This is a genomic window from uncultured Thiohalocapsa sp., from assembly GCF_913062725.1.
Lineage (GTDB): Bacteria > Pseudomonadota > Gammaproteobacteria > Chromatiales > Chromatiaceae > Thiohalocapsa.
Window position 1 is genome coordinate 1 of sequence record NZ_CAJXWY010000059.1, and the last position, 24,241, is coordinate 24,241.

Below are 24,241 nucleotides of genomic sequence, written 5' to 3' on the forward strand. Positions count from 1 at the left end.
TTGGGGACGGCGATCGGCGACCCTGCTGGCCGATTCCGCGACGGCCAGTGGGAGGCCATCGACGCCCTGGTCAACCACCGGCGGAAGCTGCTGGTGGTGCAGCGCACAGGCTGGGGGAAAAGCTCGGTCTATTTCATCAGCACGCGGATTCTGCGCGATGCGGGCGCTGGCCCCACGGTGATCGTCTCCCCGTTGCTGTCGCTGATGCGGAACCAGATTGAGGCGGCACAGCGGCTGGGCATCCGCGCCACGACGATCAATTCCACCAACCAAGCGGACTGGCCGCAGGTCCAACAGCAGATCCTGTCGGACCAGATCGACGCCATCCTGATCTCGCCGGAGCGGTTGTCCAACGAGTCCTTCGTGGATGAGGTGCTTCTGCCGATCGCGGACAGGGTCGGCCTGCTGGTCGTGGACGAGGCGCACTGTATCTCCGACTGGGGACACGATTTCAGGCCAGACTATCGTCGCCTGGTCAACGTGCTTCGGCAGCTGCCTCCGAATATGCCTCTGCTCGGGACCACGGCCACCGCGAACAATCGTGTGATCGACGACGTGCAGTCGCAGCTCAGGGATATACAGATCCAGCGTGGGACCCTAGTGCGCGATAGCCTCGTGCTGCAAACCCTGCGCCTACGCGATCAGGCATCGCGCCTTGCGTGGCTCGCGCAGCAGGTTATCGAGCTGCCGGGCACCGGCATTGTGTATGTGCTAACGGTGCGGGACGCCCAGCAGGTTGCGGACTGGCTCCGATCTCGGGGGATCGAGGCACGGGCCTATTACGGCAGTGTCGAGCACTCGGACTTTCCAGACAGCAACAGCTATCGGCAACACCTTGAGGACTTGCTGCTCCGCAATGAGATCAAGGTGCTGGTCGCAACGGCGGCGCTGGGTATGGGCTACGACAAGCCGGATCTTGGCTTTGTCATCCATTACCAAGCGCCGGGCTCGGTCGTCGCTTACTACCAGCAGGTAGGGCGCGCTGGGCGTGCGATCGACAGGGCTTACGGCGTGCTACTGGCGGGCAAGGAAGACGAGGACATCCATGAGTTTTTCCGGCGCAGCGCGTTCCCGGACGAGCGGGATGTCGACGCAATACTCGACGTACTGGCGGCCAGTGATGGCTTGTCGCTTCAGCAGGTACAGGCTGAACTGAATCTTCGGCATGGCCAAATCGAGAAGGTATTGAAGGTGTTGAGTGTCGAATCGCCAGCGCCGGTGATCAAGCAAGGGAGTCGGTGGTATCGCACGGCTGTCCACTACGCGATGGACCATGAGCGTATTCGCCGTCTTACCGAGCAGCGGGAAGGTGAGTGGCAGGAGATTCTCGCTTATGTAGACAGCCGAACCTGTCTGATGGCGTTCCTGAGACACGCGCTGGACGACCCCGGAGCAACCGAGTGCGGCAAGTGTGCCGTGTGTCGGGGCGAACCGGTCGTGGGAACCGCCGTGGACCGTGGACTGGCCATAGAAGCCGCTCGCTTTCTTCGCCATGCCGAGATCGTCTTCAAGCCGAAGAAGCAAGTGGCTGCTGGGGCATTCCAGGAATACGGATTCCGAGGGAACTTTCCAAAGAACTCGCAGGCGGAGGAGGGCCGCATCCTGTCGCGCTGGGGGGATGCCGCCTGGGGTGGTCTTGTGGCCGATGACAAGCACGCTGGGCATTTCCGGGACGCGCTGGTGGATGCGATGGCCGAAATGATCCGCGATCGCTGGCGGCCCTATCCGGGTCCGCAATGGGTTACCTGTGTTCCGTCGAACAACCATCCAAACCTGGTTCCGGATTTCGCCCGCCGACTAGCGGATCGCCTGGGATTTCCCTTCGTAGACGCGATTCGGAAGGTTCGTGACAACGCGCCGCAAAAGATGCAGCGGAATCGGTTCCATCAATGCCGCAATCTTGATGGCGTGTTCGATGTAGCGCAAGAGATGCCTTCGAGCCCGGTGCTGCTGGTTGACGATGTGATTGATTCCGGTTGGACGGTGACGGTGCTGGCGGCGTTGTTACTGCGGGCGGGCAGCGGGCCGGTCTTCCCTATCGCGCTGGCATCCACCACGAGTGGTGATTGAATGACGGTTTCCGAGACGACACAGGCTGTTCTGCTCCTGACGGGCCATTTCAAAAAGACCGATTCAGGCGCAGCAAGGCCGCTCGCTCCGAAGGAGTACGGGCGGTTCGCAGAGTGGCTCCACCAACGGTCGTTGACACCGGCACATCTTCTGCGGGGCAATCCAGATGATCTGCTGGGCGGGTGGCATGACAAGACGGTTTCGATCGAACGGGTGAACGCGCTGCTCGACCGTGGGCCTGCTCTAGCCATCTTGATGGAAAAATGGCTGAAGTCTGGCTTGTGGGTGATGACTCGCTCCGACCCGGACTATCCAAGACGACTCAAGCAGCGTCTTAAGAGCGATTCACCCGCAATATTGTTTGGTTGCGGCAACCGGGCTTTGCTGAATAGTGGTGGGCTGGCCGTGGTCGGGTCGCGGAAGGTGAGCGACGGTGATCTGGTGTATAGCAGCAAGCTGGGTGCGCTTGCCTCGAACGCCGGAATATCGATTGTTTCCGGCGGGGCGCGAGGTGTTGATGAGACGGCCATGCTGGGCGCGCTTGACGCGGAAGGAACGGCGGTTGGCGTTTTGGCCGACAGCCTGCTGCGTGCCTGTTCGGGCACGAAGTACCGCAAGTACCTGCTGGAGAACAACTTGGTGCTGGTCTCATCGTTCAATCCCGAAGCCGGGTTTAACGCAGGCAACGCGATGCAGCGGAACAAGTATATCTACTGCCTTGCGGATGCAGCTTTAGCTGTCCACTCAGGAAAGACGGGAGGTACATGGACCGGCGCGAATGAAGACTTGAAGAAGGGATGGGTGCCTTTGTGGGTCAAGCCGACGGATGACCCTGAAGCCGGTAATGCGGCGCTGATTGCTGCGGGTGCTTCGGAAGGACCTGCCGGCATTGACGGCGTAGAGGTAGCCGCGTTCTTCAGAGTCAACGCAGATCAGCCGAAAGCAGACCGGGAGCTGTTCGGTCAAGCGGCGATGGTTGAAGAACCGCAGCCCCCAACAAAGCCAGCTACAGAGGCTGATGCGGGTAGTCGAGCGCAAGCCCAGTCTGAGCAAAAGCAGGTGGGCGACGCCAGCGGTCCGCTGCCCCAGCTTGATGTGATAACCAGCGGCAGAGGTCCACAAGCCATTGAGTTGGCAAGGGTTACCTTCTACGAATTATTCGTCGCCAAGGCCAAGGAGCTTTGCGGGACGGAGCCCCGCACCACCGACGAACTGGTTGAGGCGCTTGCATTAAACAAGACGCAGTTGAATGCCTGGCTCAAGCAAGCCGTTGAGAAAGGAGAGCTCAAGAAGCTCTCGAACCCTGTACGATATGAAGTGGACAGCGTCAAGCAGGGAGCCTTAGCGTTGGAGTAACCAAGATGAAGTTGACGTGCGCTGAGGCTCGGCATGGACACTGATTCGTCTCGCGGTTGCCTCAGCCAATGTGCTAGCAACCCCTAGCAACGCTTTCAAGCGCAAGCGTTTCTGGTGAGCAGTGCACTCTTTACTGGGCACGGCAGCCTGCCCGTTGGAGCCAGGTTTGCAGCGAACCCACGGATCGGGTCTCGCCCATGCGATTCTGTTAGTACACTTTTTGTGTAGCGTCGGAGTAGCCAAGGGTTGTGCGGCTCTCGCTGTAGATGCGATAGTGCAGCCGCGATCTTTTGATGGTCTCGGCGCCAGCGGGCGCGAAGCGCTGGGGAAAGCGCGACTCAGCCCAGTCGAGGAGGCATTCGCCGTTCCACGGCGGCTTTGGTTCGGTGCGCAGTTCGTTTTCGTGACACATTGCGCACGACACCGGTTGCCCCCGGGTCAGTCGAACGGTGAAGTTCTCGTATTCTCCATCGGGGCAGAGCGTGCCGTTTTCGCATTCTTCGATGGTGAAGGTGCGGTCCACGGCGGTCCGGGAAAGCACCGTGCCCTCGCCATTGCGGCCATGGCAGGCACGGCAGGCGTCCTTGCTGCGCTCGGCCAGATCCTCGTGTCCGCCGTCGGCGAAGCGGGTGCCGCCGACCGGATGCATGCCATGAGGGCCACCCAGTGTGTTACCCAAGTCGCCGTCGTGGCAGGTACTGCACTCGATGATGGTACCGGTGTGGCCTTGGAGGTCCATGGCCGTTTTATTATCGTTGGCCCAGGGATTGGCGTTTGGCCAGATCGCGTGGGTCGAGCCGTGGCAGCCTTCGCAGCTGAGCCCGCCGTGGCCTTTGTCGCTGCCGTCGTCGCCGCCGGAGAGGCGGTACAAGGGTAGATTGGACGCGAAGCGGGAGTTGGCGAAGTCATACAACGTGAGTGCGTCATCACCGCCGTTGGTGACATGCTCACTCACCGCATAGGCCATCTCCAAGCGAAGTCCATCGGTATTGCCGGACTTGTCGGTGGCGTTGATCGCGGCGTCTGTCAGGGCGCCGGCGCTGATGAGGTTCTGCACCTGCAGTACGTCACCAATGTGGCAGGACTGGCACAGCGGCTCGTCGGCCCAGGGCACGCGTAGGCCGGGTGTTGGTGTGCCAGGCTGGTCCGGGAAGTTGGCGGTGAAGTCGTGGCCAACCTGGGTGCTCTGACCGTGGCAGTCCTGGCAGACCATGCCGCCGGTCTCCATGGCGCCGCGCAGGCATTTGGTGCGCTTGCCCGGATGACAGTTGTAGCAGGTTTCCCCCAAGATCCGTGATTGCTCCTCCGGCGTGCGCTCGGACGGTGGCGGCATGTCTGGGAACAGGGCGGCGAAGACGCTATCCGGGTCGTTCTCCCGGTCGTCACGCAGATTACCGTGGAAGCCATGCATGGCCCGCGACATGCTGACGTGCTGCGTCTGCTGCTTGCCGTTATCGTCGTTGGGGCCGAGCTGGGCCAGGTCCAGTGCCGGCGAGTAGTGGCAGGTGGCACAGGTGACAAAGCGCTCGCTGTCCAGCGATGTGCCATGGCGAGCATCGTGCAGGCGCAGGATATTGATCTTGGCCGCGTTCAGGGCGACCTGCTCCGCCGTCTCGCCGGGCACGAAGTCGGTCGCGGTGGGATCGGTGATGTCGATGGTGTCTCCGGTGATGAACGAGGCGCCGCGACCGTACCAGTTGGCGATGTCGTCGCAGGGGATGCCGAGCCCAAGGCCGTTACAGACGTCCTGCTCAAGGTGGCAGCCCTGGCAATCGGCCTCGGAGGCAACCGGCAGTACCGTGTCCACTGCTGCCAGCAGGTTGCCACCGGCGTCATGTGCCTGAACGCGCATCAGTGGATAGGCGTTGCCGCGTCCCTGATCGTCAACTGGCAGGATCGGTATGCCTTCGGCGAGGTAACGGCGAAAATTCTGCGCGATGTAGCCAAAGCCCTGGCTGGTGAAGAACGGGAAGTCTTCGACGAAGGTATGAAAAGGCTGCGGATCATTGGCACTGTAGGGCGCCGCGATGCCGGGCATCGGCGACTGTGCCGCGTGCAATTCGCCGTCACCGAGCCACAGCCGCTCTACTTCCGGTGCCGGCAGCCCGAGGTCAGGCAGGAACGGGAACAGGCCGAGCACACCGGCGGGGTAAAGCGGATCGTAGGCGAGAAAGCCGTTGGGATCGATGCCGTTGCCGTCGGTGGACCAGAAATTGCCTTTGAATATGTCAGGGGCGTTCTGAACAGCTTTGTTTTGGGACGTGCTGTTGATGGAGTCCGTCGCGCTGGGGCGTGCGCTGTCGTCGGTGGGATCGACGATGTTGGACGCGACGGCCTGGTAACTCAGTTCGACGCCGTCTGAGCGCGTCAGCAGCCGCGGTTCGCGCCCACCCAGGATCACCTGGGCGCCGATGACGTTGAACGGCGGCAGGATGCTAAAGATGCGGTAGTCTTGGTCAGCGCAGTGCATGCCCAGATCGTTGTTGGCCAGGATCGTCACATTGCTGCCGACCGGTGGCGGGCCATCGCCGCTGCAATTGGCTGGGGTGCTGACTACTTTACAATCGTCGTCAGCCAGTGCAGGCGCCGCGACGACGGCCACAAGTAGCGCCAGTAGCAGGCTCGGAGCGGTGCATGCCCCTCGTCGATGATTTTTTGATGTCATTTCGTGCTCTTGCTTGTCTATTTTGTTTACAGGCACCTTCGAGCTTAAGGGGGAAAACTGAATATTTCCTGAATCTCACCGACGATTCGCAAGGAATTATCAGCACACCATGATCTGGCTCATACACTGTTCACTTTCGCTGGGAGCTTCGCTCTGTTTGATAAGCTCGATGGGCGATAGCGTTGCGACGAGGTCCGACTCGGTACCAACCTCTATCTGAGTCAGCCACCAGCAGCCGGGGGCGCAGCCCTGGCGCGTTTGCCAGGGAGCGGCGTGCTTCGGGAAAGCGAGGAAGACTGGCACAATACCCACATGATCACAGAAACCCCAACGCCGACTGCCGACGCGCCGGGCAGGCGACGCCGGCGCCGCTTGTCGATGGCCTACCTCTCCGCCGGCGTCGCCGCGCTGTTCTCCGTGCCGCTGCTCGGGGTAATACTCAATGTCTTCCGGGAAGGGCAGGGGAACTGGCAGCATCTGGCGTCCACGGTGCTGCCGGACTACGTGCTGAACAGCCTGGCCTTGATGCTCGGCGTGGGTGCGGGGGTGGTCATCGGCGGCACTGGCGCCGCCTGGCTGGTGGTGATGTGCCGCTTCCCGGGCCGGCGGCTGTTCGAATGGATGTTGGTGCTGCCATTGGCCATCCCCGCCTATGTCGTCGCCTACGCCTACACGGACCTGCTGCAGCACTCCGGTCCGGTGCAGACCCTGCTGCGGGATCTGACGGGGCTGGGGCCGCGGGATTACTGGTTTCCGAACATCCGCTCCACCGGTGGGGCAATACTCGTCTTCAGCGCCGTGCTCTATCCCTACGTCTATTTGTTGGCGCGCACGGCCTTCCTGCAGCAATCCATCTGTGCCCTGGAGGTGGGTCGCACCCTGGGCCGCACCCCCTGGGGGGCGTTCAGCAGCATCGCGCTGCCGCTGGCGCGGCCTGCCATCGTCACCGGCATGGCCTTGGCGCTGATGGAAACGCTGGCGGACTTTGGCACCGTGGCGCACTTCGGCGTGCCCACATTCACCACTGGCATCTATCGCACCTGGTATTCCATGGGAGATCGCGTCGCCGCCGCACAGCTGGCGAGTGTGCTCCTGGCCTTCGTTTTCGCGCTACTGATGCTGGAGCAGTGGAGCCGCTGGCGGGCGCGCTTCCATGAGACGTCGGGCCGTTGGCAGGAGATCCAGCCGTATGAGCTCGGTGGTTGGCGCGCCTGGCTGGCGACGGTCTTCTGCGCCGGGCCGCTGGTCGTGGGCTTTATCGCGCCCGTGGCCATGTTGCTCTGGATGGCGGCCACCGGCGGCCACAATCCGCTGACGGCGCGCTATTTGGAGCTCACCGCCAATAGTGCGACCCTCGCCGCCATGACGGCGGTGTTGGCGGTGGTGCTGGCGTTGTTCCTCGCCTATGTCGCGCGGATCGAGCGCTCACCCCTCGCCGCCGCCGCCAACCGGGTGGCGGCCGTCGGCTATGCGGTGCCGGGGTCGGTCATCGCCGTCGGCATCCTGATCCCGGTGGCGACGCTGGATAACGCCATCGACAATTTTTTCCGCAGCCATTTCGGCTTCGGCGTTGGCCTGCTGTTCACCGGCGGCATCGCGGCGCTGGTGTTCGCCTACCTGGTGCGCTTTCTGGCGGTGTCCTTCAATACGGTGCAGGCGAGCCTCGGCAAGGTCACCACCCACATGGATGACGTCGCCCGCTCCCTGGGCCACGGACCCTTGAGCACCGCGTTGAAGGTGCATATCCCCGTCATCTCGGGCGGGCTGCTCACCGCCGGGCTCATCGTGTTCGTGGACGTGTTCAAGGAGCTGCCGGCGACCCTCATCATGCGCCCGTTCAATTTCGACACCCTGGCGGTGCAGGCCTACAACCTCGCCAAGGACGAGCGCCTGACCCAGGCCGCCACGCCGTCGCTCATCATCGTCGCCTGTGGTCTGCTGCCCGTCTTTCTCCTCAGCCGACAGATCACGGCCTCGAGACCCGGCCGCCAGCGTAAACGACGGCGACCGCCGCTCACGGCCACCGAGGGCGAAACGCCGCCCTTGCCCTCGCGGGGCTGATCCGCCAGTGGCAGGTGCTGCCTCTGACCCGGAGTAAGCCGATTGCCCCCGTTGCCCGTTGCCGGTTGCCGGTTGCCCGGTGTTTGCGGGTTGGGGCGCGGACGGCTCTGGCTGGCAAACAAAAGCCCCGACGAGCGGTGACTCGTCGGGGCTTTTTCGCTTCGTCGTTAAGGGTTGGCCGCGTCGGTGATGGTGCCGGCGCGGTCAGCACGCGTTATTCGTAGCCAACGCGGTCGTAGATCCGCTGCGCCTCGGCCTGGTTCTCGCCCAGGATGTTCAGGTTGATGGTGTCCTCCTTGAAGGTGCCCAGGCGTGCCACGCTGTCGGCGAGGGGTGTGCCGGGAACCGCCGGGTATTCATCATTTCCCGCCGAGAAGTATTCCTGGGCCTGCTCGCTGCTGAGGTACTCCAGGAACTTGATGGCATTGTCCCGGTTCGGGGCGTGCTTGGCGACACCGGCGCCGGAGATGTTCTCATGCGCACCGAAGCTCTCCTGATTCGGGAAGACCCAGCCGATGCCCTCGAGGGCTTCTTCGTCCAGACCGGAGACGTCCTTGCGCAGGGCGCGGGCAAAGTAGTAGGTGTTCGACAGCACGACGGCGCACTCACCCGAGGCGATGGCCCTGAGCTGATCGGTGTCGCCACCTTCAGGGTCGCGTGCACGGTTGTTCCAGACGCCCGCGGCCCATTGTTCCGCCGCCTCTGGGCCGACATGCTCGATGAGCGCCGCCATCAGCGACAACATGTAGATGTTGCTGGAACTGCGCGTGCAGACCATCCCCTTCAGCTTGGGATCGGCGAGATCCTGATAGGTCTGGATGTCCTTTGGGTCGACCCGGTCCTTGTCATAGAAGATTACCCGCGCACGCTTGGAGAAGCCCCACCAGTGACCATCGGGGTGGTGCAGCCATTCCGGAATGCGGGCTTCCAGAATGTCGGATTCCACCGGTTGGAACAGGCCGGCCTGGTCGGCCCGCCAGAGGCGCCCGGCGTCGACGGTGATGAACACGTCGGCGGGACTGTTGCGGCCTTCGGCCTTCATGCGCTCGATGAGCTCGTCGCCCTTGCCCTCGAGACGGTTGATTTCGATACCGGTTTGCTCTTCGAAGTTGGTGTACAGGCGCTCGTCCGTGTCGTAGTGACGGGACGAGTACAGGTTCAGCTCGCCCTCGGCATGGGCGCCGCCGACGACGAGACACAGCACGGTGGCTGCGCCGATACGGGTTTTGTTAAGCATCTGGGCTCCTTCAATGATGAATCGCAACGAAGCGAATCAAAGGATACCAGTGTCGCGAATCGTTCGCATTAGTTTTTGCGTTCTTTTGCCTGCCTGCCTGTCGTCCAACGGTGCACCCGCCTCGCCGCGGGCGCGCAGGCGGCACGGCTGAACCTCCACGGTGAGGCGGTCCAGTCCGGGGATGTGATCGATGAGTGGGATGCGCGCGCTATTCGGGCACGATTCGCAACAGCGCGCCGTTGGCGCCGTCGGTGAGCACATAGAGCGCCCCGTCCGGTCCCATGCGCAAATCCCGCACGCGCTCGCCGATGGGCAGTTGCTGCTCGCCGACGGTCTTGTCGCCGTCGAGCGCGAGGCGGCGGATCTGCTGGAACTTGAGGGCCCCGGAGAAGAGATCCCCCTGCCACTGCGGGAACCGCTCACCGGTGTAGACCGTGAGTCCGCTGGGGGCCTTGGAAGGCGTCCAGACCACCAGGGGGTCGGTCACGTCCGGGCGCTGGGCGACGTCGGAGACGGGTGGGCCCCAGTACTCGTTGCTGTAAGTGACCTCGGGCCAGCCGTAGTTGTGACCGGCCTGGATCAGGTTCAGCTCGTCGCCCCCGCGGGAGCCGTGCTCGTTGGCGTAGATGCGGCCCGAGTCCGGGTGGCGCGCCATGCCCTGGATGTTGCGGTGGCCGTAGCTGTAGAGCTCGGGCTTGGCATTGGGGTCGTCGACGAAGGGGTTGTCCGGCGGCGCGTTGCCGGTGTCGGTGAGCCGCACCACCGAGCCGAAATGCGTGCCCTTGTTCTGCGCCTGGTTGCGAATGTGCTCACCGGCGAAGGACACGGGCGGATTACCGCCGTCACCGATACTCATGAGTAGTGTGCCATCGGGCAGCCAGAGCAGACGGGAACCGAAGTGCTGACCGCCGGATTTCCAGTCGGCGTTGTGGAAAATCACCTGCGTCGCCGTGAGCCGGGTCTTGTCCGCGTCTAGCCGGCCGCGGCCGAGGGCGGTGCGGTTGCGGTCTTCATCGCCCTGGGCGAAGGTGAAGTAGACGAGCCGGTTCTGAGCGAAATCCGGATGCAGCGCCAGATCCAGCAGCCCGCCCTGGCCGCAGCTGTCGCAGATGGGGGGCAGTCCGTCGAGGGGCTCGGGCGCCAGGGTGCCGTCGGCGCGCAGCAGGCGCAGACGTCCCGGGCGCTCGGTAATCAAGGCGTCGCCGTCCGGTAGCCAGACGACGGCCCAGGGGTGCGCCAGTCCACGGACGACTTCTTCGGTGCGCCAGCCGGTGGCCTCCGGCACGTCCGTGCCGCTGGGTTCGAGGGCGCCGGTGGGGGGCGAGCAGCCCAGCAGCCATGTGGCGACGAGGGCGGCGCCGAGGACGCCGAGGGTGCGCGGCCGGCGCCCGGTGCCGCCCGTGGCCGACTGCTGTGTACGCTGTTGGTGCATGGAAGCCGCCTCCTCAGGGTTGCTCGCAGGAGTCTGTCACAGCCGGCGGCCGTTTCGGCATGCCTCTGGACCCAAGGCCAACGTCAGTCGGCCGCCAGCGCCACCTGCATGACGTCGATGCGCTCGTCGCGGAAGCCCGCCTCGCAATAGCACAGATAGTAGCGCCACATACGGATGAACTGCTCGTCGTAGCCCAGGGCGCGCACCGCCGGCAGCTGCGCGTCGAAGCGCTCCCGCCAGGCCGCCAGGGTGCGGGCGTAGTCGAGACCGTGGAAGCTGCGTGCGACGACCCGCAGGCCGGCGTCGGCGGCCGCGGCATCGAAGCGGCCCACCGTGGGCAGCATGCCGCCCGGGAAAATGTAGTGCTGGATGAAATCCGGGCTCGCCTTGTAGCCGTCGAACTCGCTGTCGGCGATGGTGATCACCTGCAGCGCCGCCCGCCCGCCCGGTTTCAGGCAGCGCTTCAGCATGGCCATGTAGGCCGGCCAATACGTCTCGCCCACGGCCTCGAACATCTCGATGGAGACGATGTGGTCGAAGCACTCGTTGACGTCGCGGTAGTCCTGGAGCCGAAAGGCCATGCGCTCGGCGGCGGCTGTTTGCGCCGCCGCCGCCTCGGCCCAGGCGAGCTGCTCGCGCGAGAGCGTGATGCCGGTGACGGCGAGCCCCGCCGCGGCGGCTTCGCGCGCGAGGCCGCCCCAGCCGCAGCCGACCTCCAGCACACGCTGCCCGGGCTCGGCCTCCAGGAGGCCCAGCAGGCGCTGGTACTTCTGCGTCTGCGCCTGCGTCAGGGTCGGCGTCGGGGTGTCTGGGTGACCATCGAAGACCGCGCAGGAGTAGGTCATGCTGGGGTCGAGCCAGAGCTGGTAGAAGTCGTTACCCAGGTCGTAGTGGGCCTGGATGTTGCGCTTGCTGCCGGCCTTGGTATTGGCGCGCCGGCGGTGGCGCAGCAGGGAGCCGATGCGATTGATCCAGCTGCCGTCGAACACCTCCACCAACGCGTGCTGATTGGCGGCGAAGCAGTGCAGCAGGGCGGTGACGTCCGGGCTGTCCCAGTCGCCGGCCATGTAGGCCTCGCCCAGCCCCACATGGCCGCGGGTGGCGATGCGCCGCGCGAAGGCGAGCGGGCGCACCAGGCGGATCTCGCCGCCCGGACCCGCCTCGCTGCCGTGCATGTCGTGGCAGTGCTCGCCGACGCGGATACGCAGATGCCCGCGCAGGATGCGATCGAAGAGATGACGGAAAGGCTTCAGCGCCGCCCGGGTGGCGATCCGACCTACGCCGTTTCCGGGCAAGGCCGCATCGGTGGGGCCGGACTCTGAGCCAAGGCGATCGGACATCAAGTCACCTCCTGTTTGGGGAGCTCGGGTTTGGGGAAGAAGCGCGCGCCGCGCAGCCAGATCTTGAGCGCCTGCCAGTGGATGGCAAACATGATCTTGTAGGTCATCATGGGCATGCGACGAAATGCCCGCCACAGCGCGGCGTCCGTCAGCGGCTCACCGACGCCGGTTTGGCTGGCCACCAGCTTGAGCCGGCCATGGGTGTCGAACTGGCGGATCAGCACGCCGAGCCGATCGCCGGGCGCGGAGAGACGGAAGCGATAGCCGCCGTCCATCTCCATCAGCGGCGAGACGTAAAAGCATTTGCGCTTCTCGGCCCGCAGGGGCCAGGGGATGGGGCGGCCCTGGTCGTGCAACAGATAACTGTGGTGCTGACCGAAGGTGTTGTTGACCTCGGCGATGACGGCGCGCAGCCGCCCGTCGGCATGCTCGCAATACCACAGGCTCAGGGGATTGAAGCCATAGCCGAGCAGCCGCGGAAAGCACAGCAACCGAATGCGCCCGCCGGCGAGGTGGATCCCCTGGGCCGCCAGCACCGCTTCCGCCCAGGGCCTTAGGGGCGAGCCGTCCCGGGGGCCGTGATCCGCCGGGTCGAAGCGAAACAGCGCGGGCCGCAGCAGGCCGGCGGGCGAGCGTCGGCGCGGTCCCACCGCGAGACGCCGCGGACTTGCATCCAGCCGATCGAGGTCCAGCAACAGGCTGAATACCTGGTACTCGAACCGGTAATGCACCGGAAACAACCGCCGGTGCATGACACGGGTGAAAAAGATGCGGTGCGGCGGTGTCGGCGTCGGCGGTTCGCGCATGTCCATGGGATGCGGCATCAGGCTGGGGCGCTGGCGGCTGCGGATGCCGCCATAGCGTCTGGTGTTTGTGTTGATACAGCCGTACCGGTGATCCAGTCCGTGTCTACGCCGAGCCGCCCGGCGACCTCCACGGCGGCCCGCAGGGCATCCTCGTGGAAGCCGTAGCCGTGGTAGCTGCCGCAGAAATACACGCCGTCCGCACCCTGCAGGCGGTGCAGCTCGCGCTGGGCATCCATCGCCGCCTGGTCGAACACCGGATGGTCATAGGTCATGGTGGCAATCACCTGGGCCGGATCCGGGTCCTGTAGCGGATTCAACGACACCAGATAGTCGCGGCGCGTCTGCAAGCCCTGCAGCCTGTTCATCCAGTAGGTGACGGACACCGCGGCGGTGCCGGCCGCGTTTTCGGCGGCGAGGTAATTCCACGCGGACCAGACCTTGCGGCGCCTGGGCATGAGCGCCGTGTCGGTGTGCAGGAAGGTGCGGTTCGGCTGGTAGCGGAAGCAGCCGAGCAGGCGCCGTTCATCGGCGCTCGGCTGCTCCAGCAGCGCCAGCGCCTGATCGGCATGGGTCGCGAGCACCACGCGGTCGACGGCCAGGCTGCGACCGGAGGCGAGGTCCACGCGCAAACCGCCGCTGCCGCGCTGCACGCCGACGGCGGCATCGGCGAGCATGCGCTGTGCTCCCAGTGCCTCGCGGATGCGCGTCACATAGGTTTGGCTGCCGCCGACGACACTGCGCCAGAGCGGCCGCTCCAGCGGGTTCAGCAGCCGATGGTTGTCGAAGAACCGCGCCAGGCTTTCCGCCGGGAAGTCGAGCATGGCGGTGGTGGGGCAGGACCAGATGGCGGCGGCCATGGGCAGCAGGTAGTGATCTCGGAAGGTATCGCCGAAGCGCTCCTGTGCCAGGAACTCGCCGAGGCTGCGGCCGTCGAACGTCGAGCGCGCCAGGCAGCGTTGGCAACGGGCCCCGAAGCGGAAGATATCCAGCAGCATCCGCAGAAATTGCGGGCTAATGGCATTGCGCGGCTGGGCAAAAATTGTGCTGAGATTGTCGCCGGCATACTCGATGCGCCCGGGGCCGATGGAGGCGGCGAACGACATGTCCGACGCGCGCGTCGGCACGCCCAGGCGCTCGAACAGCCGCACCAGCATCGGATAATTGCGGGTGTTATAGACGATGAAGCCGGTATCCACCGGCACGGGCTCGCCGTCCTCGTCCACCATGACGGTGTTGGTGTGGCCGCCGAAATACGTATTCTTCTCGACCAGGGTTACTTGGTGGTGCTCGGACAGCAGCCAGGCCGACGCCAGGCCCGCAATCCCACTACCGACGACACAGATGCGCTCGCTCATGCAGGTGTTTTGTTCAGGTTTCGTCCGGATAGTTATTCTGAAGGTCTGGACATACCGGGCCGGTATCAACGCCAGTGATGCCGCGAAATTGACGCCTGCGGACCCGCCGGCATTGAAGCCCGTGGCCAGCGGGGACCACCGGTGAGCGCGTCCGCCGCCGCCGACGCTCGGCCCGACGAGGCCGATGCGCTGTTGGGCGGCGAGCCTAGCACGGCGCCACTGGCTGCGGCGCGGGCACTTGCTGCTTTCATCCGCAGCAACGCACCGCTTTTGGTGCTGACCGGGGCCGGCTGCAGCACCGACTCCGGCATTCCGGATTATCGCGACCGCGACGGTCACTGGAAACGGTCGGAACCCATCCGCTACCAGCGCTTCGTGCGCGACCCGGCCGCCCGGCGGCGTTACTGGGCGCGCAGCTATGTGGGCTGGCCGCGGGTGGCCGCCGCCCGGCCCAACACGACCCACCAGACCCTGACAACCCTGGAAGGGCGCGGGCTGGTGAGCCAGATCGTCACCCAAAACGTGGATGGCCTGCACCAGCGCGCCGGCGCCCGGCGCGTGCTCGACCTGCACGGGCGCCTGGATGTGGTGGATTGTCTGGACTGCGGCCTGCGGCTCTCGCGCAATCGCGTGCAGGCGCTCCTGGCGAGTTGCAACCCGCATTGTGCGCCGGTGGCCCCGGAGCAATCCGCACCGGATGGCGATGTCCTGCTCGGTGATGCCCTGCAGGCCGACTTCCGCGTGCCCGACTGCCCGCGCTGCGAGGGCATGCTCAAGCCCGCCGTGGTCTTCTTCGGCGAGAATGTGCCGAAGCCGCGCGTCGCCCATGCCATGCAACAGCTCGAGCGCGCCGGCGGACTCCTGGTGGTGGGCTCGTCGCTCACCGTGTTCTCGGGCTATCGTTTCTGCCGGCGGGCGGCGCAGACGGGACAGCCCATGGCCTTGCTCAACCGCGGGCGCACCCGCGCCGATGATCTCGGGGCGCTCAAGCTCGATGGCGATTGCGCAGCGACGCTGGCCGCGGCGCTGGCCCTGCTGAGCCCCGACGCGGCGCAACCGGCGCCTCTGGCGGTCTGATCACGCCGCCCGCGCGGACACCCCAACCCCTCGACGCGCGCCGAACACTTGGGAACAATCCACCGCGAACCACCCGGGGGAACAACGCCATGCAACAAGTCCGGATCATCAGCAAGGGCCCGCGGCTGCTGCCACAGCCCAAGCCGCGGCCGCTGCGCACGACCCAGCCCCTGCGACCGCTCACCCACCACGACATCCTGGCGCTGATGGCGCCCTTCACCCGCCGCGGCCTGCACGCCGACATGGCCGCCAGCCGGCGCGAGGCGCGCGTGCTCGCCTTCAGGCCGCAGCCGATCCCGGCGTCCGCGGACTGCCCCGTGGATCTCACCGCGCAGCTGTCGCTGGAGGCGGCGCAGGTGGGCAAGCATCGGCTGGTGCGCCGGGTTTGGGATGCCAGCGGATTGACGGCGACCCTCACCGCCGACGGCGCCGACCTGGATGCCCTGCTGGGGCAGCTGGATCAGGTGCCGGTGCGCCGCCACTTTGCGGTGTATGACGGCGTGCCGGTGGCGCGCAGCTATGTGCTGGAGCCGGCGTCCCAAGCCCTGTCCCAGCGCGCCGGCGCCGGCGCGCGCTGGGCGGCCCAGACCGTCGGCGGCCGGCTCTGGCGGGCCACCCGCGGCGGCGCGGAGCGGCTGCTGGGTGCGCGGCTGCCCTGGCTGCGGCGCAAAGCGCCGGCATCGGTACCAGCAACCCCGGCGGTGCCCGAGCCCGGCGCGGCGCCGGCGGATCAGGCGCTCATCGCGGATGCCGACGGTCCCCTGCGCGCCGTGCTCACCGAAGCCAACACCCGCGTCGGTCCGCTGCACCTGAATCTGAAGGCCGACCGCTTCAACGGCATGCCCGTCGAGCTCAAGCTCACCACCGACGCCGGCGCGACGCTCAAGCTGCCGCAGGACCTGCTCGCCGTCATCGGCTGGCACTACCGGCCCCTGCGCCAGATCATCAGCTACTGGCGCGGCTCCATCCGCGTGGCGACCCACGAGCCCGAGCGCACCGCCGACATCGAGGCCAAGCTGGGCGCCATGGTGAGGCATCTGTCGGCGACGCTGGCGCTCTCGCCCCAGGAGTTCCACCGCCGCCACCAGGCCGCGCGCTGGCGCGTCACCTACCAGCGTGCCGTGCCGATGCTGTTTCTGCTGGGCATCATGGCCGCCACACCCGGCATCCAGTGGCTGAACATGGCCGACAACTCCCTCCTGCGCATGCTCATCTTTCATGCGCCGCCGTTCATGCTGGTGGGCTTTTTCCTGATGCGCGAGATGCCGCGCTTCGAGATCCCGCCGCTGCCGCGCGCCCTGGTGCAGCGCGACTGGGTGGAGCGCGTCAGCGACAAACCGGCGCCGACGACTGCGCCCGCGGCGGCGGCCGATGCACGCCGCCCCGACCGCGGCTTCGAGCAGCCGGCCGGCGCACAAGCCGAAGGGTAAATCCCGGGAGACGGCGTTTTGCAAGGCAACCCCATGAATATCCCGCCCGTGTCCATCGCGGCGGTGAAAGACGCGCTCATCGAGCAGTTCTCCGACCCGGTGCTCCGCCAACGGGCCTCCATGCTCTGGGGCACCCGGGGGGTGGGCAAATCGTCGGTGGTACGCCAGGTGGCGGATCATTTCGATGTGCCGCTGGTGGACCTGCGGCTCACCACCATTGAGCCCGTGGACATCCGCGGCGCCATCTACGCCGATGACCGCCAGTCCAAGACGGTCTGGTTTCCGCCGGAATTCCTGCCGGACGGCGAGCAGCCCAATGGCATTTTGTTCCTCGACGAGCTGACGGCGGCGGATCAACGCCTGCAGATCTCCGCCTATTCGCTGATCCTGGACCGACGCGTGGGCAACTACCGGCTGCCCGAGGGCTGGCAGGTGATCGCCGCCGGTAACGCCGCCTTCCATGGCGCCGTGAGCCACGACATGGGCACGGCCCTGGCCGATCGCATGTTCCATTTCAACGTGCAGTCGGTCATCGACGCCTTTCTGGACTATGCGCTGGCCAACGACTTCGCGCCGGAGGTGATGGCCTACCTCAAGGTACGCCCGGACAAGCTGGACGACACCGCCAGCCAGCTGGCCAACGATCACCTGGTGGGCGCCAGCCCCCGCGGCTGGGAAGACATCTCCAGCGTGCTCAAGTCCGCTTTGTCCGAGGTCGGCAAGCGCACCTTCGTGCAGGGGCGCATCGGCGCCGCCAATGCCGCGGAGTTCTTTGGTGTGCTGCGGGAGATCCAGGCGGGCACGGATGTGCTGGCGCTGCTCGAGGCCGCGCCCGGCGAGGCCACCGCCGCACTGCTGCCGGGTACCCTGGACGGCCTCTACGGCATGGTCTACGGCCTGCTGGCGGCGGCCACGGACGAGCCACGCATGGGCCGGGCGCTCGCCATCATCGACCAACTGCCGGACCTGACCAGCGACGAGCCGCTGCCCGTGCGCGAGGTGCAGACCTTAGGCATGGAACTGCTGTTCCAGACGGCGCTGGAGCGGGAGCTGGAGGGTGCGGTGCTCTCGAGCCCGGCTTACGGGCGCTACACCGAGGCGCGCGAGGCCGCGCAGCGAGCGGCCTGAGCCGGTGTGATGACCAGCCTTATGGCCGACACCGCCCGCCAACGCCGCAGCGCCGTCTACGAGCACCGCGGCACCCGCGCCGTACAGCGCATGGTGGAGTACGCGCCCGCCACCGGCGGCCTGGCCCTGTGGATTCGGCATCTGGACACCGAGCCGGAGCATCCGGCGTCGCAGGAGTCCGCACTGGTCGCCGCCAACGACGGCGTGGCCATCTACTACGGGCCGGGCTTCGAGGCGCTCGCGCCGGCGGTGCAGACGGGGGTCGTCGCCCATCAGGTGTTGCACGTGGCCCTGCGCCACCCCCAGCGCCTGGAGGCCATGCAACGCCTCACCGGCGACGTCGACCCTGAGCTGTACAACATCTGTGCCGACGCCATCGTCAACAGCACCCTCGCGCACCTGAACTGGCTGGAACTGCCGGCGGGCTCCGTGCTGCTGGAGGATTTGCTGAGCACCGCCCTGCTGTACCAGGAATCGCCGGACACGGCCCTGCTGAAGTGGGACGTGGAGCGGCTCTACCGTGCCGTCGACGATCGCCGGGCCGGCAGCGGCGGCCGTGGTGAGCGTCGCGGCGGGCGCGGACGCCGCGACCATGCGAAGGGCGCGAGCCGCGGCGCCGATGCCGCCGATACGGGCGCCGCCGAGCCCAAGCAGGACGGCCCCCGCGCCGCCCGCGCGCGCCATTTCGCCGGCGCCATCCTGCGCGACCTGCTGCCGGCGGCGGACGGTGCGCATCCCGAAGCGCAAGCGGAGCAGGCCCGCGAGTGGCGCGAGCGCATCATCCGTGCCCACGCCGGCGATGGCGTGCACTCCATGCTGCGGGCGCTCATGGCAGACATCCCGACCGTGCGCACGCCCTGGGAGCAACTGCTGCGTACCCAGCTCACCCGCGGGCTGTCCATGCAGCCGGAGCTGTCCTGGTCGCGGCCGTCGCGCTCCTACATCGCCAACCGCGGCCGCGTCGGCGGCGACCGCGGCGGCATGCACATGCCCTGGGAGCCGGGCCGGGCATCGGCGCGGGCCGTCGCCCGGCTCGCGGTGCTGGTGGACACCTCGGGCTCGGTGGAGAGCCCGCTGCTGCACCGTTTCGCGGCGGAACTGGAGGCCATCAGCCGCCGGCTGGAGGCCAGGGTGCTGGTGGTGGCCGGCGATGACCAGGTGCGCGACGTGCGTGCCTTCGAGCCCGGGCGCTCCAACCTGCGCGACCTGGTGCTGCAGGGCGGCGGCGGCACGGACTTCACGCCGCTGCTGGTCGAGGCCCAGCGCCACGGCCCGGACATGGCCGTGTTCCTCACCGACCTGGACGGCCGCGTCGACTACTGCCCGCCATTCCCGGTGCTCTGGGCCGTCCCCGCCAGCGCCGAGCACATGCAGGCGCCCTTCGGCCGCAAGCTGGTGCTGATGTAGGCGGGGAGGGGCCGGAACCTGGGACCAGAACCCAGAACCCTTAAGCGGTATCCTCCGGCGCGGCGCGATAGAGCACGGCGATGTTGCCGATGCGCTGTACCAGCGCGGCGCCGGTCTCCTCGGTGATGGTGCGCACCTGGGCGTCGCGGATATCGCGATCGCCGCCATTGACGCGGACCTTGATCAGCGCGTGATGATCCAGCGCCAGCTCGATCTCGGCGAGCACAGGCTCCGTCAGTCCGGCGGCGCCCAGCAGCACCACGGGCTTGAGGTGATGGGCGCGCTGTTTCAGCGCCCGGCGTTGGTGACTCTGTAAGGCTTGGGTCATTGTTATCGGTGCGCCGTCGGCTTGACCAGAATCCGTCCATGCGTGCCGCCGGCGAGCATACGCTCGAAGGTCGCCGGCAGAGATTCCAGCATGATCTCGGCGCCGAGCAGCCGCTGCGGCTCGTCCACCCGCCAGTCGGTGGCCAGGTGCTGCCAGAGCTGGGTACGCAGGGGTTGGGCGATGTGCACCGAATCACAGCCCAGCAAGCCCACCCCGCGCAGGATGAACGGCAGCACCGTGGTGTGCAGCTCGAGGCCGCCGGCATTGCCGATGGCGGCGATGTTGCCATAAGGCACCACCGTGCGGGTGATGCGCGCGAGCATGTCGCCGCCGACGTTGTCCACGGCGCCGCCCCAGGCGCCCTTCTCGAGCGGGCGCTCGCCGCCGGGGAGCGCGTCGCGGCCGAGGATTCGCGCGGCGCCCAGGTCTGTGAGCCAGTCATGCAGCTCGGCCTTACCGGAGACAGCGACCACCTCGAAGCCGAGCTTGGCGAGGATGGCAGTGGCGATGGCGCCGACACCGCCGCTGGCGCCCGTCACCAGCATCGGCCCCAGGTCCGGGCGCTGGTCGTTCTGCAACAGCCGGTGCACCGCGAGCGCGGCGGTGAAGCCGGCGGTGCCGAGCAGCATGGCGCCGCGGGTGTCCAGCCCGGCTGGCAGCTTCACCAGCCAGTCGCCTGGCACACAGAGAGACTCGGCATAGCCGCCGTCGTGATCGAAGGCCATGCCGTGGCCGGTGGCGACTACGGCATCGCCGGCCGCGAAATCCGTGTGCGCCGAGCGCTCGACGATGCCGGCGGCGTCGATGCCGCCGGTGAGCGGAAAGCGCTTGATGACCTTACCCTTTCCCGTGCCCCCCAGGGCATCTTTGTAGTTGACGCTGGCGTAGTCGACACGCAGCAGCACCTCGCCCGGCGCGGGCTCGGGCACGTCGATGGTCTCGACACCGGCGCGGTGGCCGCCGTCGTCGTTGTGGATGCGAAAGGCGCGTTGGGTCGGCATGGGCTCTCCCGATTCGGTTCGTGCCGGCGCAGGTGCCGGGCGGGGCCGCAGTATGCCGCATCGGCGGCGGGGCTGCTGCAGGTGCCCGGCGGCGCCCGTGGCGTCACGCCACGGCCACCGGAATCCTGCCGATGCGCGAGCGCCATTCGGCGGGCCCGGTCTGGTGGACGGCGTGGCCGCGGCTGTCGACGGCGACGGTGACGGGCATATCCTCGACCTCGAATTCGCGGATGGCCTCCATGCCCAGATCCTCGAAGGCGACCAGGCGCGAGGACTTGATGGCCTTGGCGACGAGGTAGGCGGCGCCGCCGATGGCCATGAGGTAGACGGCCTGGTGGCGCTTGATGGCGTCGATGGCCGCCGGGCCGCGCTCGGCCTTGCCGATCATGCCGATGAGTCCGGTGCCGTCGAGGATCTGCTCGGTGAACTTGTCCATGCGCGTCGCCGTGGTGGGGCCGGCGGGGCCGACCACCTCGTCGCGCACCGGGTCCACCGGGCCCACGTAGTAGATGAAGCGGTTGCTGAGATCCACACCCTCGGGCAGCGGCTCGCCGCGGTCGAGCAGGTCTTTGAGACGCTTGTGGGCGGCGTCGCGGCCGGTGAGCAGCCTGCCGCTGAGCAGCAGCCGCTCGCCGGGCTGCCAGGTGGCGATATCCGCGCGGGTGATGGTATTCAGGTCTACGCGGCGGGCGCCGGCGGTGGGGTCATAGTCCAGCGCCGGCCAGTCCGCGAGCTTGGGCGGCGTGAGCTCGGCGGGGCCGGCGCCGTCGAGGCGGAAGTGGATATGGCGGGTGGCGGCGCAGTTGGGGATGATGGCCACCGGCAGGGATGCGGCGTGGGTGGGGCAGGTGTTGATCTTCACATCCAGCACCGTGGTGAGGCCGCCGAGCCCCTGGGCGCCGATGCCAAGGGCGTTGACCTGCTCGAACAGCGTCAGGCGCAGCGCTTCGATGTCATCGTGGGGGCCGCGGGCCTTGAGCTCGTGGATGTCGATGTCCTCGAGCAACGCCGCTTTGGCCAGCAGCATGGCCTTCTCGGCGGAGCCGCCGATGCCGATGCCGAGCATGCCGGGCGGGCACCAGCCGGCGCCCATGGTGGGCACGGTCTTGAGCACCCAGTCGACGATGCTGTCGCTCGGATTGAGGATGGCGAAGCGGGCCTTGTTCTCGGAGCCGCCGCCCTTGGCCGCCAGGCGCACGTCGATGGTGTCGCCCGGCACCAACTCGACATGCACCATGGCCGGGGTATTGTCGCCGGTGTTCTTGCGGGCGCCGATGGGCGGATTCACCATGGAGGCCCGCAGCACGTTGTCGGGGTGGGTGTAGGCCCGGCGCACGCCTTCGTCGATGAGCTGCTGCAGGCCGGCCTGGCGGTCCCAGTCCGCCTCCCAGCGCAGGTCCATGCCCACCTTGAGGTAAGCCACCACCATGCCCGTGTCCTGGCAGATGGGGCGATGGCCCTCGGCGCACATCCGGGAGTTGACCAGGATCTGCGCCATGGCGTCCTTGGCCGCGGGGGATGCCTCGGCCTCGTAGGCGTGGGCGAGGGCATGGATATAGTCGGGTGGGTGGTAGTAGCTGATGTATTGCAGGGCGTCGGCGACGCTCTGGATCAGGTCCAGTTGGCGGATGATATTCATGATCTTGGTGCTTGCTGATCTCGCTGGCCGTGCCACGCGCGCCTGGGTGGGGTGGGCGCCGGGGCTCGGGGCTCAGCCCTGGTCGCTCGCCGCACAGGGGCCGCGGAATTGCTCCGGCACGTTCGCCGGGCATTCGCCGCAGGCCTCGTTCCCGGGCACGGCGAAGTCGATTTTGCGCGGGTAGGGCAGGTCGAGCCCGTCCATCAGGGCCACGAAATCCTCCTTGCTGCGGCCGCCGCCGAGCCGTGGATTGCGGGCCTTTTCCTGGGCGATGCTGGTGACGAAGCGGTGCTCGTAGTCGTGGCCCGGGTAGACCAGGGTTTCGTCGGGCAGAGAGAACAGCTTGTTGTGGATGCTGTTGTAAAGGTCAGCGGCGCTGCCGGATTGGAAGTCGGTGCGTCCGCAGGCCTCGATGAGCAGGGCGTCGCCGGTGAAGACCATCTTCTGCACGGGCGTGTCGATGAGATAGGCATGGTGATGGTCCGTGTGCCCGGGCGTGAACAGCGGCTGCAGGCTGACCGAGCCCACCCGGAAGGGCTCGCCTTCCTGCACGCCGATGTCCTGACAGGGCAGCCCCAGCATCCTGGGATACGCCGTCTTGCAGCCGGTGCGGCCTTTCAGGCGCTTGGCACTGGTGAGATGGTCGGCGTGGACATGGGTCTCCAGCGTTGCCATCAGGGTCAGCCCCAGGTCCTTCAGCACCTGCAGATCGCGCTCGACGGTGTCGAGCACCGGGTCGACGAGGATGGCCTGGCGCGTATCCTCGCAGCCGATGAGATAGGTATACGTGGAGGAGTCTGCCTCCAGCAGTTGTTTGAAGATCATGGTCGCTGCACCTCTGCACGGTTGGTTCGCGGGTTGGGGCCAATTGTCGGGGGCGGCCCGCTGTGGCACAACCGGGCCTGCACAATCCTTGAAAGAGCCAACGTCAATGTCCGCTTCGCCCTGCGACCACAACCAGCCCAACCCGCCGGGCCGACGCCGCCGGCGCCTTGCTCGCATCGCCGCCGCCGTGTGGCTGGCCGGCTGTGGCCACGCCCTCGGCGCCACGCCGGCGCCGCCGCTGTTCGACGCCCATCTGCACTACACCGGCGTGGATGCCGCCGCGCTGCCGCCCGAAGCGATCATCGCCATCTTCGATGCGAGCGGCATCACCCACGCGGTGGTCTCCGGCATGCCCACCAGCGCCGTGGAGCGGCTGCACGCGGCGGCACCGGAGCGGATCATCCCCTTTCTGAACGTCTACAACGCACCGGGCGCCAAGCGGGACTGGATGCACGACGAGCGTCTTCCGGCGCGGGTCGCCGGGCTGCTGGATGCGGCGGGCGACCTCTATCGCGGTATCGGCGAGCTGCACATCTTCGCCGAGGACGCACGCAGCCCGGTGCTGATGGCGCTGGCCGACATGGCCGCCGAGCGCGGGCTGATGCTGCAGATACACGGCGATGCCGAAGTCCTCGATGCCGTCTTCGAGCGCCAGCCAGGGCTCACCGTGCTCTGGGCGCACCTGGGCACCCAGCCCCGGCCGGACGCCATCGCCCCCGTGCTCGCGCGCCATCCTCGCCTGTATGCGGACACCTCGGTGCGCGACGGGCGCTTCGTCGACGCGCAGGGACGGCTCAAGCCCGCATGGCGCGCGTTCTTCACGGCGCACGCCGGGCGCGTGCTCGTGGGGGTCGATACCTTCTGGACCAGGCGCTGGCAGCGGTTCGATCAGGTGGCCGCCGACATCCGCGGCTGGCTCGCGCAGCTGCCGCCCGAGGTGGCCGGCCAGCTCGCGTATGGCAACGCCGAGCGCCTGTTCGGCGGCGCGGCGCGGCCGGTGTCGGTCCGCTAGGAGCCTGTCCGACTTAGGCTCAGGATTCGGTCTCATCCGTGTGCTACTGCCAAAAAATATACGAATCGGTTT

General features: G+C 66.9%; 18 protein-coding genes. 8 read left to right on the forward strand and 10 right to left on the reverse strand.

Annotation, left to right across the window (positions count from 1 at the left end; genetic code table 11):
• Positions 1 to 2,070 (forward strand): RecQ family ATP-dependent DNA helicase (locus tag QZ588_RS14490; RefSeq protein WP_366929580.1); only part of this gene is annotated, 2,070 nt, incomplete at its 5' end.
• Positions 2,071 to 3,426 (forward strand): DNA-processing protein DprA, encoded by a 1,356-nt coding sequence (locus QZ588_RS14495; protein ID WP_295543658.1) that lies wholly within the window; start codon positions 2,071 to 2,073, stop codon positions 3,424 to 3,426. It begins immediately after the preceding gene.
• A 208-nt stretch (positions 3,427 to 3,634) separates the two neighbouring features.
• Here QZ588_RS14495 and QZ588_RS14500 read toward each other — a convergent pair whose 3' ends face one another.
• On the reverse strand, positions 3,635 to 5,926 hold the full coding sequence (locus tag QZ588_RS14500) for a cytochrome c3 family protein (RefSeq protein ID WP_295543659.1): 2,292 nt from the start codon (positions 5,924 to 5,926) through the stop codon (positions 3,635 to 3,637).
• A gap of 477 nt (positions 5,927 to 6,403) precedes the next feature.
• Here QZ588_RS14500 and QZ588_RS14505 point away from each other — a divergent pair, with 477 nt between their 5' ends.
• Positions 6,404 to 8,152, forward strand: a complete 1,749-nt coding sequence (locus QZ588_RS14505; protein WP_295543660.1) for an iron ABC transporter permease — start codon at positions 6,404 to 6,406, stop codon at positions 8,150 to 8,152.
• A gap of 214 nt (positions 8,153 to 8,366) precedes the next feature.
• On the opposite strand, the gene QZ588_RS14510 is transcribed toward QZ588_RS14505, so the two are convergent.
• From QZ588_RS14510 to QZ588_RS14530, 5 genes are all read right to left on the reverse strand, one after another.
• On the reverse strand, positions 8,367 to 9,389 hold the full coding sequence (locus QZ588_RS14510; protein WP_295543661.1) for a Fe(3+) ABC transporter substrate-binding protein: 1,023 nt from the start codon (positions 9,387 to 9,389) through the stop codon (positions 8,367 to 8,369).
• A gap of 208 nt (positions 9,390 to 9,597) precedes the next feature.
• On the reverse strand, positions 9,598 to 10,821 hold the full coding sequence (locus tag QZ588_RS14515; RefSeq protein WP_295543662.1) for a PQQ-dependent sugar dehydrogenase: 1,224 nt from the start codon (positions 10,819 to 10,821) through the stop codon (positions 9,598 to 9,600).
• A gap of 83 nt (positions 10,822 to 10,904) precedes the next feature.
• A complete protein-coding gene (locus tag QZ588_RS14520) occupies positions 10,905 to 12,161 on the reverse strand; it encodes a cyclopropane-fatty-acyl-phospholipid synthase family protein (protein ID WP_295543663.1) in 1,257 nt (418 codons plus the stop codon).
• Positions 12,161 to 12,973, reverse strand: a complete 813-nt coding sequence (locus tag QZ588_RS14525; RefSeq protein ID WP_295543664.1) for a DUF1365 domain-containing protein — start codon at positions 12,971 to 12,973, stop codon at positions 12,161 to 12,163. The genes QZ588_RS14520 and QZ588_RS14525 overlap by 1 nt, the downstream gene beginning before the upstream one ends.
• Positions 12,974 to 12,984: 11 nt before the next feature.
• Positions 12,985 to 14,322, reverse strand: coding sequence for an FAD-dependent oxidoreductase (locus QZ588_RS14530; RefSeq protein WP_295543665.1), 1,338 nt, complete (start codon positions 14,320 to 14,322; stop codon positions 12,985 to 12,987).
• A 141-nt stretch (positions 14,323 to 14,463) separates the two neighbouring features.
• Between QZ588_RS14530 and QZ588_RS14535 the strand changes: the two genes are divergently transcribed.
• From QZ588_RS14535 to QZ588_RS14550, 4 genes are all read left to right on the forward strand, one after another.
• Positions 14,464 to 15,399 carry an NAD-dependent protein deacetylase gene (locus QZ588_RS14535; RefSeq protein ID WP_295543666.1) on the forward strand — a complete coding sequence of 312 codons (936 nt, stop codon included), beginning with the start codon at positions 14,464 to 14,466 and terminating at the stop codon, positions 15,397 to 15,399.
• Positions 15,400 to 15,488: 89 nt separating this feature from the next.
• A complete protein-coding gene (locus tag QZ588_RS14540; protein WP_295543667.1) occupies positions 15,489 to 16,829 on the forward strand; it encodes a hypothetical protein in 1,341 nt (446 codons plus the stop codon).
• 33 nt (positions 16,830 to 16,862) lie between these two features.
• A complete protein-coding gene (locus QZ588_RS14545) occupies positions 16,863 to 17,957 on the forward strand; it encodes an AAA family ATPase (protein ID WP_295543668.1) in 1,095 nt (364 codons plus the stop codon).
• Between the two features lie 9 nt (positions 17,958 to 17,966).
• Positions 17,967 to 19,364 (forward strand): VWA-like domain-containing protein, encoded by a 1,398-nt coding sequence (locus QZ588_RS14550; RefSeq protein WP_295543669.1) that lies wholly within the window; start codon positions 17,967 to 17,969, stop codon positions 19,362 to 19,364.
• 40 nt (positions 19,365 to 19,404) lie between these two features.
• On the opposite strand, the gene yhbY is transcribed toward QZ588_RS14550, so the two are convergent.
• The 4 genes from yhbY to QZ588_RS14570 form a co-directional block, all read right to left on the reverse strand.
• The gene (gene yhbY, locus QZ588_RS14555) at positions 19,405 to 19,692 is read right to left on the reverse strand and encodes a ribosome assembly RNA-binding protein YhbY (protein WP_295543670.1); all 288 of its coding nucleotides are present in this window, start codon (positions 19,690 to 19,692) and stop codon (positions 19,405 to 19,407) included.
• Between the two features lie 2 nt (positions 19,693 to 19,694).
• Positions 19,695 to 20,693, reverse strand: a complete 999-nt coding sequence (locus QZ588_RS14560; RefSeq protein ID WP_295543671.1) for a YhdH/YhfP family quinone oxidoreductase — start codon at positions 20,691 to 20,693, stop codon at positions 19,695 to 19,697.
• A 103-nt stretch (positions 20,694 to 20,796) separates the two neighbouring features.
• The gene (locus QZ588_RS14565) at positions 20,797 to 22,332 is read right to left on the reverse strand and encodes a fumarate hydratase (protein ID WP_295543672.1); all 1,536 of its coding nucleotides are present in this window, start codon (positions 22,330 to 22,332) and stop codon (positions 20,797 to 20,799) included.
• A 72-nt stretch (positions 22,333 to 22,404) separates the two neighbouring features.
• Positions 22,405 to 23,157 (reverse strand): MBL fold metallo-hydrolase, encoded by a 753-nt coding sequence (locus QZ588_RS14570; RefSeq protein WP_295543673.1) that lies wholly within the window; start codon positions 23,155 to 23,157, stop codon positions 22,405 to 22,407.
• Between the two features lie 106 nt (positions 23,158 to 23,263).
• Here QZ588_RS14570 and QZ588_RS14575 point away from each other — a divergent pair, with 106 nt between their 5' ends.
• Entirely contained in the window at positions 23,264 to 24,169 is a 906-nt protein-coding gene (locus QZ588_RS14575; protein WP_295543674.1) for an amidohydrolase family protein, read from the forward strand.
• Positions 24,170 to 24,241 lie beyond the last annotated feature (72 nt).